The sequence below is a fragment of the Chloroflexota bacterium genome, assembly GCA_014360805.1.
Classification (GTDB): Bacteria; Chloroflexota; Anaerolineae; order DTLA01; family DTLA01; genus DTLA01.
Genome location: JACIWU010000004.1, coordinates 41,597 through 58,131 on the forward strand (window position 1 = coordinate 41,597; position 16,535 = coordinate 58,131).

Sequence of the window (16,535 nt, forward strand, 5' to 3'; positions counted from 1 at the left end):
GATTTGCGGCTTCCTTGTCGGTCATCGTGGGGTTCGGGGCGCGTACCGGTAGATGCGCACGCCGCCGACATCGTACACGCGCACGGCAATCCGATCCCACCGGTCCACGACGGCCTCGCTCAAGCCGTACTTGCTGCGCTCCAAATCCCCTATGTAGATATAACTTATACCATAGGTGTCCAACAGCGTCAAAGATTCGGGGCTGTCAGGCGCACGGTACATCGTCTCTATGTCCATCGCGCGACTGCCCGCCGGATTCCGTTTTCCGCGCCATTGCTGTTCGTGGAAGTCCCACCCCAGCACCGTGGGCAGGCCCGTCCGCGCCGACACGCGCGCCGCCTCGGTGTAGGAGCCGCCCGTAGCCTCAAGGATCACCGGCGCGCCCTTGACGTTTGCATTGAGCCACGCAATGGCATTGTACTCGGCTGGCGAGTACCGTTGGACGAAGGCCAGGCAGTTCAGGGTCGCCTGGCCCCGGAACCCGTTGGCCTTGGAGTAGCCTGCCGCGAACGTATAGACCAAACTCGCCGCGAGGAGCACGGCGAACGTTGCCGCGAAGAGGGCGCGCCCCGCGGCTGCCCATCGGCTACGGCCCGCCGCGCCCCGCCCGAAGATGGCCCACAGCGCATACGCGCCGCCCAACCCCAGCAGCACCCACGCCTGGTAGTAGAACTTGAACACGGTGTTCATCCGTGTGCCGAAGTAGTCGCGCAGGAACACGAACTCCACCGCGAAGGTCAGCAGGAATCCCACCATCATCATCAAGGACACGGTCGCGTCGGTCAGCGCATGTTCGTCTGCGGCGGGGTCCTGCGCCAGCCGCCGCGTCGCGGTAAGCGCCAGCACGCCCGCAAGCAGGATCGCGATGAGCGCCGTCCACTTGCCGGTTATGACCGATAGGAGCGCGAGAAGCCCCACAACCGCGGCGATGGCCCTCACGTCGCCCGTCGCGGCCCACTTGCGTTGCCGAAACGCCGCACGCGTCGCGTACACCGCGAACGCCACGGCAGTAGCCAGGAACAGGCCAAACATCACAAAGTAGTGCCACGGGCGTGTCTTGTTGATGATCACCAGACCAATGCCGCTGGCCTGGGAACTAAAGGAGATGTAGAACGGCAGGAATAGCAGGACACCAAGGATCAGCGCCCTCCCCGCCCACAGCGCGACATCCAGCCAGTAAGCCATGTCCAGCCTGCGGCCTGCCACATACCGGCCGGCAGCGTAGCACAACGTCGCGACGCCCCAGTAGATGGGGAAGTCCCACGTGTTCAGGAATCCGAGCGCGCCCAGGCACAATGCGATGAGCAGGGTGCGTTCCCAGTCCTGTGCCAGGTACGCCGGAAGCCAGGCGCTCACGCCGCCCTTCTTCGGCAGCGCGAGCGGCTTCTGCTCCGCCGCCCAGCGGATGACCTGCACCGCCAGGGCAATCGCCACCATCACGAACGGCAGCGCCAGCACGTGCGGGTGCATATCCCCCAGGATGAAACTGAAGTACGGGAACTCGTCAATGACTTCCTGGTGCTCCCCCAGCGCGCTCATATCATAGACTACGCGAGACGCCCGCCACCACCACCAGTGGTCTTGCGGAACCCACGAGCCGGTTATCGGAGCGTCGGCAAGCCCCTTGATCTGCACCCATTTCCAAAACGCCGCCGAGCCGATGCCCCGCGAATGCAGCGCATCCAGCAGGCCCTCCAGATTGCCCACCAGCGCCACAAATAGCGTCCCGAACAGGCTGAACCCGAGCGCCCGCCCCTCGCTCGCCTCGCGCTTCCACGCGGCCAGTTCGTACACCACGCCGAAACTCCCCGTGAGCGTCAGCGCGAACAGCAGCGCAATCCCCACGTTGAACGCCACGGCAGGTGGCGTGCCGGCCAGTTTCGTGAGTGCGGCGATAATCACATAGCCGAAGTAGTAGTAACTGATGGCGTAGCCCGACAGCCACGGGTCGTGCGGCGGGAAAGTGTCGCTCCGCAGAATCGCGTTGAGGAACGCGAATTCCATCGGCTTCTCGGTGCCCACCAGGTCGGGGTCAAAGGCGCGGAAGGCCGCCCAGCCCACAAGGCCGATCAGGAAGATCGCTTCCGTGGCCACGATGTAGCGCCACCGCTCGCGGATGAAGGCCCGCAGTTCGTCCAGGCTCCCCCCGCCGCGCCGATAGAACCACACCGACAGCCCCAGCACCACCGCCCACGCGATGAGAATCCCGCCCACGTCGTTGCGCAGCAGTTTCAGCGAGCACAGCAGCCAGAAGACGTAGCCGATGAGAAGCAGCCCCAGCGCCTTCGCCAGCGCATAGCCCCGCCCCGGCAGCCGATTGAACAGCCGCAGGGCGACGGGAAGAACCGTCCAGCCTGCCAGGGTAACCAGCAGCCACCACGCCAGAACCGAACCCATACGCCACCTACTTCACCATGCGGTATATCTTCACTTCCTGGCTGGAGAACGCCAATTCCAGGATACCCTGCTCCGCCCACCGGTCAAACTTCGCCGGGCCTTCCTCGCCGTACAGCGCCCGCTCCAACTGGCCGACGTAGATGAACGACACGCCGTACTTCCTCAGCAGCGCCAATGCCATCTCATCGTCCGCCGTTGTGTAGATGGTGCGAACATCATCCACGCGCCCTTCTACCGTGCCGCCTGGCATCAGCATGCGCTGTTGCACCTGATGCCATCGCCAGCCAACAACGTTCGGCAGGCCCGTATAGATAGACACGCGCGAACCCCAACGGTATTCGCCCGTCTGGCCCTCCAGGATCACCGGAGAACCTTCCGCGTTCGCCAACAGCCAGAGGATGCCTTCCTTGTCCCACTTGAGGTCTAGAACCCGCTCGTTCTCCCAGTACTGCGCCTTCGGCGAGTCCATGTACGCCATGCCATCCAGCGAAGGGCCTAGGCTCGCGTCGTAGCGCAGGCCGATGCGCGCTGGCGTCGCGGTTACCGTGTACAGCAGCGACATGGCGACAAGGAACGCCACGCCGCCCCGGAAGAACCTCTGCCAGCCGCGCGCCCAGTTGCGGCTGCGCTCGGCCAGATGCGCCAGCGCCACGGCAGCGGCGATGGCCCACATGACCCAAACCTGCAAGTAGAACTTGAACACGGTGTTCATCCGCCCGATGTCGCCTTTGAGCACCACGATCTCCACAGCCATGCTCAACGCAAGGCCGCCCAGGATGAGCAGCGCCACGAACCGCTCTTCCGGCGACGCGCGCCTCCGGAAGAATAGCGCCATCGCGATAATGAACGGCACCAGGAGAAACGCCACCACCGGATACTTCAATTGCACCAGCAGGTAGGCCCCCATCGCCAGCGCCACGACGGTCATCACCAGCCCTGTCCACCACCCCGCGAACGTCGGACTCAACGCCTGAGTAAGCGACCACCGTCTGGCGGCCTGACTCCGACGGACGGACATGCGCCCGATCCAGCCCATCACGCCGCCCGCGCCCCTGCCGAGGCCCTTGTCCAGCAGATACGCCAACAGGATGAAGAGCCACAGCCCCGATATGGTCAGGAATTCCAAGAGCCGTGTCCGCTGCCCCTTCCACAACTCCACGCTCGTGTAGTAACTGCCATAGTAGGCGTGGAACGGATAGAACAGCGCCACCGCCAGGGCCGCCACGAACACCGCCTGGGCCGCCACCTTCAGCAGCCACTGCCAGGCGATTCGGCCTTCGCGGGCATAGCCCCGAATCAGCAGCGCCCCCACGCCGACAACGAAGTAGGTCGGGAAATCCCACGTGTTCGTCGGCCACAACGCCCCCAACACCAACGCCAGCCCCATCAGAACGCCCAGGTCCCAGTCCCGCGCCAGGCCCGCCAGCCGCGCCAGAATGGACGCATTCGGCGCAGGACGCGAGGCTTCTGTCCCCGCGCGCGCCCCGCGCACGATGTTCACCGCCATCCCCAGCGCCAACAGCGTGAACGGAAGCGCGATGAGGTGCGCGTGCAAATCGGCGAACAAGAACGTGAAGAACGGGAACTCGTTCACCGTGTCCGGAATCGTGCGGGTGGCGTTCCAGAACCACCACTCCCTTGCGAACCCCAGCGACGCCCCCGAAAGTACCTTCCACAACCCCGTGAGCGCCCGCACAACAGGAACCAGCCCGGGAACGCTGCTCTTGAACTCGGGCACACCTTGCCGAATCAAGCCCCCGACGATGAGGTTCATGTTCCCCAGATTGCCGAAGAACACGACGAATGCGACGCCCACAAGCCCGTACAGCCACCCCTGGACGCGCGTGCCCAGTGCGCCCCGGACGCGCTCCGGCAGCAGGTGGTAGGTAACGGTGAACGCGCCCATCCCCGTCAGCGCCGCCAGCAGGGGCACCGCCAGGTTGAACCCCACCCACGGCACGATGCCCGTGAACTTGATGAGCGTGGCCACAATCACCTGGCCCCAGTAGTAGTAATTCAGGTATCCGCCCGCGAACCACGGGTCATACGGCGGGAACGTGGTGCTCTTGATGACCGCGTTCAGGTAGGCGAACTCCATCGGCTTCTCGCCGCCGAGATAGTTGTGCCACAGGTCAGGGTTGCCCCAGCGGACCAGCAGCCAGGCGAAGAACAACACGAGGAAAAGTCCCTCTATCGCAGCCAGATGTCGCCACCGCTCCCGCAGGAACTGCCGCAGGGATCGCCGCTCCGCATACGCCACCGCCCCCGCCGCCAGAGCCAGCAGCACCAGCGCGATGCCGATGGTCAGCCGCGTGAACCAAGCAACCCGCAGCGCCACCAGAATCCAACTCACGAACACCAGCAGGAGTATGCCAAAGGTCTTGGCGAGCGCGTATCCGCGGTCCGTCATGCTGCGGAACAGCGGGAACCCGATGAGGAACCCGAGCACGCCGAGCAATTCCACGAGGAGCAACCACACCAGCGTCGGCACCCGATTCACCCAGGAGTCGGGGTTGAAGATCTCCCGCCATGTGCCGCCCTGTTGCTGGATGGACAAATCCTCTGGCGTGAGCAGGAGCGTCTTGTACCTGGATGCCTCGCGCGCCGTGTAGTGGGGAATCGCCCGCCAGTCCGCGGGGGCAATCGCCGCGGCGATCTGTTCCGCCGTGATCGGCTCCACCTTCTGGAACAACAAGACCTTGGCGTGATCGTAAACCGTGAACGCTTCCTCCGACTTGTCGTCGTTGAACACCAGGCCGTCCAGTTGGGGATAGGACGTAAACTCGCCCACGAGTTTGAACCCCAACTGGCCCGCGAACAGCAAGTCGTAGAACTTGGTGGCCATGGGGAAGCGCGCCGCCATTCGGGGGATAGACCCATATCCGCGCTGGCTCGTGAAGCAGATATAGTCGGCCTGGGTCAGCATCTCCTGGAAGTGGCGCAGTTTATCGGGGCTCTCGTCATCGTACACCCGCAACTCGGGGATGTTGTAGTTGCGGAAGGGATCGCGCCCCACTTCGCTGAAGGGCACTTTGGGGTCGTCGTAGGTCTCCTGCAGAATCGTGCTGCTCTCGGCGATCAGCGACGCGCCCTCGGTAACCGAAAACTTCGCCACGTAGCGCACGCCCGGCGCCATGGTCAGGCCGCGCATCTCAAGCCGATACGCCCGCCCTTTGCCGTCCGCGTCGGGCGCGAAGATGCCGCTCAACTCCGCCGACACGAGGGTATCTTCCGGCCACATTTCGCGGGCCACCTCTACCCGCAGCGTGCTCGGCGCCGTCCCGTCGCTCCGCAGGTGATTCAGCGTAACGTCCACGATGTCGCCGGATTCGGGCAGGGAGAACGAGGCGAAGGCCGGCGACGACGGCGAGAGAATCTGGCCGTGCGGGATGCCCAACTGATACTGGCGGATTGTGCCGTCCGCCGTGCGGTAGTGCAGCGTGGCCGCCATGGGCACGTTCTCGTAAATCCACGTGCTGGCCGCCATGCGCGGGTGCGGGCGCGTGTAGATGCCCGCGAACGCCACGCCGTACACCGCCGTGCTGACCACCACCAGCACCGCCAGCAGCGCCGCCGCCCGCCTGGCCCATGCGCCGCGATTTCGGGCCTGGCGATATACCCAGGCGATTCCGAAGGCCGCCAGCAGCGCCATCGCCGGATAGATGGGGATGAAGTAGCGCATGGACTTCACGAACTGCCCGCCCTGATACACGAACAGCAGCGTAACCCATGCCCACGGCAGCAGGTGCGCCATCCGCTTCTTGGACAGCATCTCCCAGCCGCCCGCAGCCCACCCCACAAAGGCCGCCAGCGCCATGGGCACGCCCATCCCAAACAGCACCATGTTGTACAGTGGGAAAATGTACGGCGTGCGGTTGGCCCACTGGAACCCCCATGGCGGGTCGGCCTTGCCAGTCTGGTACATTTGGGCTTCCTTCATGTTCGCCAAGAAGTCCGGCGACAGGGTAAAGTTCAGGAAACTCGGCCCCGAGAAGGCGTAGGGCTGGAACACTCGGAACGCCAGCAGCACCCCCAGGCCCAGCAGCCCCAGCCGAAGGATCGTGCGCTCGGCCCAGACCTCATCGCGGTGCGTGCGGAGCGCGAACATCAGCCAGGCCAGCCCCGCCACCGCGCCGAACAGCGCCATGCTGATCTTGGACGCCATCCCGGCCCCCACGACTACGCCTAGCACGAAGAACTGCCACCAGCGCCCCTGCTCCACCGCGTACACGGCGCACAGCAGGCCCAGCGTCGCGAAGAACGCCGCGAACGTGTCCACGGCGAAGAAGTGCGACAGTTGGATATCCAGCACGGTGAACGCCAGCAGCCCCGCGGCCACCAGCCCCACCTTCTTGGAGTACAACCGCTTGCCCAGAAGATAGATGACGATCACCGACCCCACGTCTATCAGCGCCGACGCCGCGCGCCCCACCAGGTGAATCTGCCCGTACCCCGACTTGTGCAGCAGGTCGCCAAGCCGATGCACCAGGAACAGCGGCAACTCGCCGTAGACCCAGAACGTGAAGTTCTTGTTGCGCGGGTTCAGCGGCGACTGGGCCGTGTTGAAGTACTCCGCAATGGACTTGGGCCAGCGGATGTCGTTCAGCACCATGCGTAGGAAACGCTCATCGGGGTGGATGCCGTGGCCCTTGTCCCAGTCCAGCCCTATCAGGCGCAGCGCCAACGCCGCCGCAAGAATCGCGGCCAGCACGATAGCGCTGTTGCTCGGGTGAAGCAGCCACCGCACCGCGATGCCCAATGCCTGCGCCCCACGTGCGGCCCATTGTTTCACCAGCGACACCGACTTCATGTTCCAAATCCTCTGTACGGTTTCCCTCGCCGTGCGACGCGCAAACAAGTTGTCCTCCATGTTGCAGCCTGCAAGGTACATGCCCATCCGCCCCTACGGGTTGGCCGCCGCCTCCACCACACTGCGCGGCACCACATATGCCGTGAACAGCAAATCCTGCGACTTGGCATGGGCGAAGTCCCGAATCTTGCCTCCGGGGTACTTCTCCTTCACGAAGTTCCACTCCCACAGGCGCTCCGGCAAGAACACGAACACGGCCCCCTTATCCGGCAGCACGAAGTCGGGCGCGCCCGACAGCGGCTGGAGCACGTCCACCCCCTCCACGCCGCGGGCGATAAACGGGATGGTGGCGAACCCGTAGTACATCCGCCCTGGCCCGAAGAAGTAGCAGCGATAGTCGGGCCCCAGGTCTCGCAGGTAGTAGCCCATCTCCGTCGCCACTTCGCCGTTGAGGCTCCCGTACAACCGCTTGGGCATCAGCCTGTGGAAATAGTACACCGTCCCGATGAGGGCCAGGCACACCAGCGAGACGGCGATGACCCGGTCGCTCCAGGCGCGCGCCTTGCCCAGCGCCGCGCCGAACATGTCCCACGTCCGCGTGAGCGCCAGCGCCACGAACAGGCTGGCCGACGGCGCCAGGGTGATGAGCCGCTGACTGCTGGGCGGGCTTTCGGTCATCATGCCGCCCAGGATGAGGCCAAGCCAGAACCATACCAGGAACGGCAGGTAGGGCTCGCGGCGCCAGCGGAACGTCGCCAACACAAGCCCCAGCAGGAAGAATATGGACGACGCGAAATCCATGAGGGGGATAGTCGCGCCGTACCACACCGTGCGGTCGTGATAGTAATTGAACGCGAAGAAGGCCCGCTGGAACTGATCGGCCAGGATGCGCACCATGGGACGCCCCGTGATTTGCACCTCGCGCTCCAGCCAGCCCGACTGGATGATGCCCACCATGTTCAGCCGCGCGTTGAAATCGTCGGGGTGCTTGTAGTAGAAGTAGCCCAGCGGCAGCGCCACCACGAAAGCCGCGCCCGCCAGCACCAGCAGATTGGACGCCTGCCCCTGGAGTTTGCGCTCATCCAGCAGGGCTACCATCACCAGGTACGCCGCCACCACCACGAAGGTCAACCGAGCGCCCGCGTAGAAGTAGATGCTCCCGCCGAGGAACACCCCCGCCAGCGCGAAATCCAGCGGCTGCCGCGTGGACAGCCCGCGCGTGAGGAAGTACAGCACCAGCGCCATGAACAGCGCGTCGGCCACCTGGTTAGACCCCAGGCGGCTGTAGTGAATGTGATAGTGGTATGCGGTCAGGAAGAACCCGCTCACCAGCGCCAGCCGCTTCCCGAAAAGGCGACGCACCAGCAGGTAGAACACCAGAATCGTAACCGTACCCACGAAGGCCCAGGGCAGGCGCAGGGTCGTAACGCTGATGCCGAAGACCTTGAACCATGCCGCCTGCCACAGGAACGACATGGTCGGCACACCCAGCCAGCCGGTTTCAAACATGTTGGTCTTCGCGCCCGTCAGGAAGTCTATGGCCTCCAGCCCCTGCGACCCCTCGTCTCCGCCCACGTTGGCCGGGATGCCAGCCAGGTTCACGCCGCGCAGCAAAGCCCCCGCAATCAACATCAGGGCCACCGCCGCGATCTCCCAGCGGTTCGCGTAGGCCCTGCGCTTGAGGTCGGCCCAGGTAGGCCACGCCGGTCGGTGCACGTAGGCCACGACAAACAAGATGATGGCCACGAGCCACAGGTACAGCGCCGTCCAGTACGTGGCGGGGCGGCCGATGATGATCCGAAGGCACAGGCCTGCAGCCAGCAGCGAAGCGGCCACCAGCCCAATCCGCACGGGCCTGGCCCACAGCAACGGGCGCGCCGCCTGTTGCGGTTGAGGGGGTGCTTCGCCGATGCCCGCGCGCTCGGCCATGCGGTTCAGCACCAGGAACAGCACGGCGCTGATGGCGTACAACACCACCCCGTCGGCGAACGCCGGTCTCTGCCGCGCAAGCAGGTACTGCCCCCACAGCGCCAGGGCCAGGCAGACCGCAACCCCCAGTCCGAGCCATCGTCGCTGGATTCCCTGCGTCATCGCCTTGCTCCCATCACTCCAGAACGCGCGCCTTTGTAGCCACAAGGAAGATATATCCCCCCGGGTTCGGCGCAGGCTCCTCGTAGTACCGCCGCAGCCACAGGTTGGGAACCACATAGTTCCACTTGCCCCGGGCGATATTCCACCTGCCAAGGACTTTGTTCCACACCAGGGAAGGCACGCCGTAGTAGTGCGCCAGGTCAATGGCCTGCAGCGCCGCGTGCGACAGGTAGTACTGCCAGCGCTCCACCGCGAACCCTGCGTCAGCCAAGCGCGCAACCCATGTCTGGGGTGGGTCGCAGTGGTAGTGCCGCGCCTTTCGGTTGAACCATTCGCCATAGGCGCGCGCGAGGCGCCGCAACCCCAGGCGCCGGCAGGCGGTGCTCCCGAACAGCATCTCCGCGAACCGATGACTGGGCACGGTGAGCGCGAATCGCCCGCCCACGGCCAACACGCGATTCGCCTCGCGCAGCACTGCGTCCACGTCGGGGATGTGCTCCAGCACGCAGTTGCTCACCACGGTTCGGAACGCGCCGTCGGCAAACGGCAGGCGCGTGCCGCTGGCGATCAGCGCATACCGGTAGGCCCGACGCGCACGGGCCTGGCGCACGCCTTCGGCCCACGTGTCAACCCCCGCCAGCCACCGCCCGCCGGCCAGAATCTGCGCGAAAATGCCATCGCCACAGCCGATGTCCAGCACAGGCTCCGGCATCTCCACCTCGGCCAGCAGCCGACACTCCACGGCGCGAATCAGCGCGCGAAAGGCCGGCACCTCCGGCAGATGCAGCCCGAAGTAGTCCGGCCTACCCTGCGCGCTTGGCGGTGAGGCGTTCAAAGAGTTCTTCATAGAGTTTCTGCGTCGTCTCCAGGCTGAAGGCGCGCTCAATCTCCTCGCGCGGGCGCACGTACTGCTCGCGGTTGCGGATGACGCGGACAATCGCCTCGGCCAGGGCCACCTCGTTGCGAATCGGCACCGTCTCGCCCATGCCCGTTACGCGGGTCGGCACACGCACGCCCGGCAGGTTGCTCGCCACCACCGGCGTCCCGCACAGCATCGCCTCCACCTGCACCAGGCCGAACGATTCGGTGGAGTTGATGCTTGGCAGCACCACCACATCGCACACCGAGAAGAAATCGGCCATCCTCTGCGGCGACAGAACCCCCAAGAACGCCAAGTACTCGGCATACTCGTCCATGGTCGGCTTCAGGCGCTCGTACACCCGCTCGCCGATGACGTTCTGGTACTCGCCCGCAAACAGAATCTTGATGTTCGGGATTTCCGTCAGGATGTAGGGAATCGCGCCCAGCAGGTACTCTACGCCCTTCTCGGCGGCGAAGCGGGCCGCAAACCCGATGACCTTCTTGCCTTCCAGCCCATGCTCCTGGCGCAGGGCCTCGCATCCGCCAGCGTCCGCCGGCGGCATGATCACGGGCGGGGGAATCACGCACCGCTTGCGGGCAAACTTGCGCAGGTACCGCGAGTTCTCGGCGTAGTCCTCGGTATAGGCCACAACCGAATTGGCCAGCAGGCCCGCGATGTAGTTGCTCACGAACACTACCTGATCCACAAATCGGTTGAACAGGCCAGGCGGCAACTGCAAATCGCAGTGGTACGTCAGCACCGCAGGTCGGCCCGCCAGCCGCGCAAGGCCGGCCAGCACGCTCGCCTCAAACTGGGGCAGGTGGATGCTCACCACATCGTGCCGCCGAATCTCGCGCCAGGCGTACCAGGGGAACGACGGCATCACCACGCCCTTGCTGATGCGCCAGGCCACCGGCACCCGAACGACGCGCACGCCGTCGTCGTCCTCTTCGGCGGGCAGGTCTTTGCTGTACTGCGACGTGAGCACCGTTACCTGGTGCCCCCGCGCGGCCATCACGTGGGCCAGCCGTTGCACGTAGATGGTGAGGCCCGAAACGTGGGGCCTGTAGTACGTCAGGGCAAACAGGATTCTCACCTACAACCCCCGTCTACATGGAGTCAAAAAGCCCCGGATTGTCCCGCACCCAGTGCCACAGGCGCGCGATGCCCTCCTCTTTGCTAACCCGAGGCTCCCACCCGAAAGCCTGCTTTGCTTTCGCGCAGTTGCTCACGTACACCAGTTGGTCGCCGGGCCGCCACGGCCCCCACCCCGCCGCCTCAACCGGCTTGCCGGCCAGGCGCGCCAGAATCTCCTTGAACTCGGCCCAGATGGAGATGGTGTTGGCCGCGCCGCCCCCGATGTTGAACACCTGCCCCGCCGTGCGGTCAAGGTGCTCGGGAGCCATCCGCAGCGCCCGCACCAGGTCGTCGGCAAACAGGATGTCGCGCACCTGCTTGCCGTCCCCGTAGATGGTAATGGGCCGATTGCGCACGGCCGAAATCACGAAGTGGGCCACCCACCCCTGGTCTTCCACGCCGAACTGCCGCGTGCCGTAGATGCAACTCATACGGAAAACGATGGTTGGAATCCCGTAGATGCGGTAGTAGTCGCGGACATACTGGTCGGCCGCGCCTTTGGAGCAGCCGTAGGGCGAGTGGAAATCCAGGGGCCGCGTCTCGTCTATGCCGTCTGGGAAATCCCGATACGCATAGCGGGTCGCCGATTCCACGATGACCACATCCTCCATGCCCCCGTACACCTTGTTCGTAGACGTGAACAGGACGACGGGATGATCGGCCACCGTGCGGGCGGCCTCCAGTACGTTGAACGTGCCCAGGGCGTTGACCTCAAAGTCCTCGCGTGGGTCCTGCACCGAGGTGGTAACCGCCACCTGCGCGGCGAAATGGTAGATGCGGTCCTTGCCCCGTGCCGCCTCGGCCACGGCCCGAAAATCCCGCACATCCCCCTCAATCAGGCGAAATGCCTTGCCGTGCACAGAGGCCAACCAAGCCGCGTTGAGTTTGGAACCGGCCCGCGAGAGATTGTCAAAAACCGTAACGTCATAGCCATCGGAGAGAAGCGAGTGGACCAGGTTGGAGCCGATGAAACCGGCGCCCCCTGTTACCAGTATCCTCGGTCCGGCCACAATGCCCTCCTCATATCCCTAGTCGGTGTGCCATTATAATCCCTTGCCAAATCTTGGACAAAACAGGCCGCCAGCCCCCACGCTATGGCCCCGCCGACTGCAGCGCCGCCTCAATGTCCTGCGCGCTGAGCCGGCCCTCGTTGCGGAATACCATCACCAGCGGGCGATCGTACACCGTCCACGACTCGTCGGCCCCCGGCAGTAGCAACGCGCGCCCGTCCTGCCAGGTACGCAGGACGGCTTCGGGCACGGGCAGCCCCGCCCGCGCGAAGGGGTTCTCCACAACGCGCACGCCCAGAACCCGCATGTCCGTGCCCTCCCAGTGAGCCAGGCGAAAACCCAACCGCTCCTGGAACAGGAGCGTATAGAAGCGCGACGTGATGGGATACAGTTCGCGCAGCAGGCCCACCGGCCCATACACCCGCTGCGACGCCACAACATAGTAGTCCGTGGCCGCAAGCGCCTTCGCCAAACCCTCCCATTTCTCCGGCGTGTCCGCATCGTACAGGCTCAACTCGGTCAGGCGGTAGTTGCCCCGGTCGCGCGGCTGGCCCTCCACCACAAGGGGCAGCGGCAGGGCCATGTCCCAGTACTCGGTGGCCACCGCAGCGCCTTTCGGGATGCGCTCGTACATCCACCGCGACATCCGCACCCACGGGTGCTCCTGGCCGAAGATGCCGTCCAGGCCGACCGCGTACAGGCACGTGGTGGCGACGAGAATCAAGACCCCCAGCGCGATTCCCACTCGCTGACCACACGCCCCGAAGCGCCGCCAGGCATCCGCCAACATCCCCGCCGCCAACACGCACAGCAGCGGCATCATCGGCAGAAGATAGCGCGGAAACTTGGCATGCCACCCGCCCACCACGACGAAGAACGCGAGCGCCCACGCCGCCAGCACCGCCCAACCGTCGGGACGGCGAACCCGAAGCACCGCCCGCGCGCCTCTCCAAATCAGGCCGCCCCACGCCAGAAGCCCTGCTCCGACGCCCCAGCCCCGCGTCAGATTCTGCCACAACGGGTAAAGGTACACGACCGTATAGTAGAATTGGAGTGTGTACGGGAAGCGGGGATCGCCCCGCGCCATCAGGGCTTGGTTGGCCGCCTCGCCCCAAAAGGCCCGTGCATCCACAATCGCGTAAGGGTCGGCGAGGGCGAAGACCGCCAAAGCCACGCCCGCAGCCGCCGCCATCGGCCCGACCGCCTGCACAAGGCCCTTGCGGCTCCACCGCCCGCCCCCCGCCACTCGCGCGGCAAGCGCCAGGAACGCCAACAAGATGACCGCGGCTCCGATGAGTTTCGTCGCGGCGGCCAACCCCGAGACCGCGCCCACTGCCAGCGCCCATCGCCGCCTGCCCGTCGCGGCCAACCGCAAGGCGAAATACGCCCCCAGCGCCGTCCAGAACGCAAGCACCGTGTCCACGGTATAGTAGTGCGCCAACTGAACGTGGATGGGCGACACGGCGAGCAAAAACGCTGCCAGCACGCCCCACCATGCCCCGGCCAGGGACGCCGCCAGCGCATAGACGAGCAGCACCGTCCCGCAGTCAAAGGCCACCGACAGCGCCCGCGCCAGAATGTGCAGAGGCAGCCGGCCGCCCGCCATCAATTGCAGGGCCTTGAGCAGGTACAGCGGGAACGAACCGTAGGCGTGGAACGCCGGATTCAGCGGGCTTTCGGGCGTCAGGAGAAGCGGCAGTTGCTCGGGCGTCGGGACCGACAGTCGATTGCTCACCACCATCAGGATCATGCGCTCGTCGGGGTGAATCCACTGTCCGCCATCCCAGTTCAGCCCGTAGAGGCGCAGCGCCAGGGCGACCGCCACGACGAGGACCAGGCCGACGCGCGGGCCGAGGACGTTACGCCGCACGCCCGTTCCTCCTGTGAAGAAATACAAACGTCAGCAGCCCGGCGAGGACCAGCCCCGACATGGCCACGAACATGTTGCCGTAGCCCAACGCATCGGCCACGGCCCCAAGCCCAAGCGAACCCAAACCAATGCCCGCGTCAAACACGGCGAACTCCAGGCTTACAACCGCCCCGCGCCCCTCCACAGGCACCGAATCCACGCAGAAGGCGTCCAGGGAAATCTTCGCCGCGCCGAACAGCAGCCCAATCACAGGTGCCAGCACGAGCAATGGGACCAGGCTGCTCACCCGCGACACCAGCACCAGCGCCACCGCGACGCCCAGCATCCCCGGCACGATAAGGCGCGCCCGGCCGTAGCGGTCCGACAGGCCGCCCACCGAGTAACTCGCCGCAACCTGCGCCAAGCCGTAGCCCAGGAAGAAGTAACTGCCCCCCGCGATGCCGCGCGATTCGGCGAAGAGGGGCAAGAAGGCCAGCAGCGCGCCCCAGGCCAGCGCCAGCGCCGCCACCGCCGCCAGCGCCGCCCACAGCCGCCGTATGCCCAGCACGGAGCGAAAGGAGACCGGCCTGACCCCCGACTGCCCGCTGTAGTTCCCGCGCGGCAGAACCAGGCTCACCGAAAGGGCCATTGCCGCCACCACACACGAAGCAACGAACAGCACCGCAAACCCGTAGTGCTCCTGCACGGCAGCGCCCACGCGCGGCATGATCATCAGCGACAGCGGCATGGTGATGGACGCCAGCCCGATCGCCTCGCCGCGCCTGGACGGCTGCGTGATGTCCGGGATCAACGCACCGTAGCCGGTGGTGAACAGACATATCCCCGCGCCCTGAATGAGCCGCCCAACCGCCAGCAGAGGAAGGGACCCGCCCGCAAGGTAGAACAGCGGGGCGATGCCCGTGGCCACAGCCCCTGCGACGAGGAGCACCTTGCGTCCGTAGCGGTCGGCCCAGGCCCCCGCCCAGGGCCGCAACAGCACCGCGGAAACCGCCATCAGGCCGATGATCAGCCCCACTTCCGTCGCGCTCGGGAACTTCAAGGATATGTACAGAGGCAACGTCCACATGAGCAGGTGGATGCTGGCGAAGAACACAAACTGGGCGAGCATAGCCAGGAAGAACATGCGGGAGTAGCGGTCTCGCGAGTTGACTTTGGCCACAGTGCGTTGCTCCGTCTTCGGATTCGTCTATGAGTTCGGCGAGGCTGCCGCCAATGCCGCTTCCAGGATGGAATCCCAGTTCGGCTCCTCGCCGGCCAGCGCCAGGTGCATCAGAAACTCCACGTTGCCCGCGGGGCCGGTGACGGGCGAGCGAATCAGCCCGCGCACCCGAAACCCGAGCGCGCGGGCGGTGTCCCGCACCCGTTCCAGCACCTCGCGGTGAACGGCGGGATCCTTGACAACGCCCCCCTTGCCCACCTTGTTCCTGCCCGCTTCAAACTGGGGCTTCACCAGCGCCACCACCTGGCCCGACTCGGGCTTGAGCACGCGCAGCGCGGCGGGCAGCACCAGGCCCAGAGAGATGAAAGACACGTCTATCGTAACGATGTCCACGGCTTCGGGCAACGCTTCCAGATAGCGCACGTTCACCCGATCCATGACGACCACGCGGGGGTCATCGCGCAGGGGCCAGGCCAGTTGCCCGTACCCCACGTCCAGAGCGTACACACGCCTGGCGCCGCGCTGGAGCAGGCAGTCGGTGAACCCGCCCGTGGACGCGCCAAAGTCGGCGGCCACCGCTCCCCCCACGGCGACGCCAAAGGCATCCAGCGCCGCCGCCAATTTCAGGCCGCCGCGACTGACGAAGGGCAGCCCCTCGCGCACGCGCACGTCGGCGTCGCGGGGCACGGCCATCCCCGGCTTGTCCGCGGTGCGCCCGTCCACCTCCACCTGCCCGGCCAGCGTCAGCCGCCGCGCCTTTTCCCGCGTCTCGGCCAGCCCCCGCTCTACCAGAAGCACGTCCAGGCGAACCTTGTCCTTGCTCACGGATGCAGGATACCCGCACCTGCGCGAAACGTCAAGAACGCGCCCGTCGTCGCGGGGCGGCAGGCCAGGCATCGGGGGAACAGCGGCCATGGAAAGCCGCCTACGAGACGGCACACCGTAGGGTAGCGAGGCGTAGGGCAGGTTCCCATACCTGCCCCGGCCCTCGGCGGCCATGGAAAGCCGCCCTACGAGACCGCACACCGTAGGGCAGGCGCCCATACCTGCCCGGCCCTCGGCGGCTATGGAAAGCCGCCCTACGTGTCTACATTCGTTCTCCATCGGTGTGGATTCGTGTTATTCGTGGATAGCGATCGTAGGGCGGGTTTCCCATACCTGCCGCTCGCAGCCTCCGCCCCAAGTTGACGCTCCAGCCA

At 65.6% G+C, this 16,535-nt stretch carries 9 protein-coding genes; all 9 read right to left on the bottom strand.

What is annotated here, in order from left to right; translation table 11 throughout:
* Nucleotides 1-21 precede the first annotated feature (21 nt).
* The gene (locus H5T65_01330; GenBank protein ID MBC7257869.1) at nt 22-2,397 is read right to left on the bottom strand and encodes a hypothetical protein; all 2,376 of its coding nucleotides are present in this window, start codon (nt 2,395-2,397) and stop codon (nt 22-24) included.
* A 7-nt stretch (nt 2,398-2,404) separates the two neighbouring features.
* On the bottom strand, nt 2,405-7,267 hold the full coding sequence (locus tag H5T65_01335; protein MBC7257870.1) for a glycosyltransferase family 39 protein: 4,863 nt from the start codon (nt 7,265-7,267) through the stop codon (nt 2,405-2,407).
* Between the two features lie 33 nt (nt 7,268-7,300).
* Nucleotides 7,301-9,298: a glycosyltransferase family 39 protein gene (locus H5T65_01340; protein ID MBC7257871.1), complete on the bottom strand. Its 1,998-nt coding sequence runs from the start codon at nt 9,296-9,298 to the stop codon at nt 7,301-7,303.
* A gap of 13 nt (nt 9,299-9,311) precedes the next feature.
* Nucleotides 9,312-10,145, bottom strand: a complete 834-nt coding sequence (locus H5T65_01345) for a class I SAM-dependent methyltransferase (GenBank protein ID MBC7257872.1) — start codon at nt 10,143-10,145, stop codon at nt 9,312-9,314.
* Entirely contained in the window at nt 10,102-11,256 is a 1,155-nt protein-coding gene (locus H5T65_01350) for a glycosyltransferase family 4 protein (protein ID MBC7257873.1), read from the bottom strand. Before H5T65_01350 ends, H5T65_01345 begins: the two co-directional genes overlap by 44 nt.
* Nucleotides 11,257-11,269: 13 nt before the next feature.
* The gene (locus H5T65_01355; protein ID MBC7257874.1) at nt 11,270-12,307 is read right to left on the bottom strand and encodes a GDP-mannose 4,6-dehydratase; all 1,038 of its coding nucleotides are present in this window, start codon (nt 12,305-12,307) and stop codon (nt 11,270-11,272) included.
* Nucleotides 12,308-12,389: 82 nt separating this feature from the next.
* Nucleotides 12,390-14,177 (bottom strand): glycosyltransferase family 39 protein, encoded by a 1,788-nt coding sequence (locus tag H5T65_01360; GenBank protein MBC7257875.1) that lies wholly within the window; start codon nt 14,175-14,177, stop codon nt 12,390-12,392.
* Nucleotides 14,167-15,336, bottom strand: a complete 1,170-nt coding sequence (locus H5T65_01365; GenBank protein MBC7257876.1) for an MFS transporter — start codon at nt 15,334-15,336, stop codon at nt 14,167-14,169. The genes H5T65_01360 and H5T65_01365 overlap by 11 nt, the downstream gene beginning before the upstream one ends.
* A gap of 27 nt (nt 15,337-15,363) precedes the next feature.
* Complete coding sequence (locus tag H5T65_01370; GenBank protein ID MBC7257877.1) at nt 15,364-16,233, bottom strand: TlyA family RNA methyltransferase; 870 nt, start codon at nt 16,231-16,233, stop codon at nt 15,364-15,366.
* Nucleotides 16,234-16,535: the final 302 nt, after the last annotated feature.

What these genes read in the sequence shown, in the direction of transcription:
- H5T65_01335 (MBC7257870.1), bottom strand. Translation starts at nt 7,267, where the DNA reads ATGGAGGACAACTTGTTTGCGCGTCGCACGGCGAGGGAAACCGTACAG.
- H5T65_01370 (MBC7257877.1), bottom strand. Translation starts at nt 16,233, where the DNA reads ATGCCTGGCCTGCCGCCCCGCGACGACGGGCGCGTTCTTGACGTTTCG.
- H5T65_01330 (MBC7257869.1), bottom strand. Translation starts at nt 2,397, where the DNA reads ATGGGTTCGGTTCTGGCGTGGTGGCTGCTGGTTACCCTGGCAGGCTGG.
- H5T65_01345 (MBC7257872.1), bottom strand. Translation starts at nt 10,145, where the DNA reads ATGAAGAACTCTTTGAACGCCTCACCGCCAAGCGCGCAGGGTAGGCCG.
- H5T65_01340 (MBC7257871.1), bottom strand. Translation starts at nt 9,298, where the DNA reads ATGACGCAGGGAATCCAGCGACGATGGCTCGGACTGGGGGTTGCGGTC.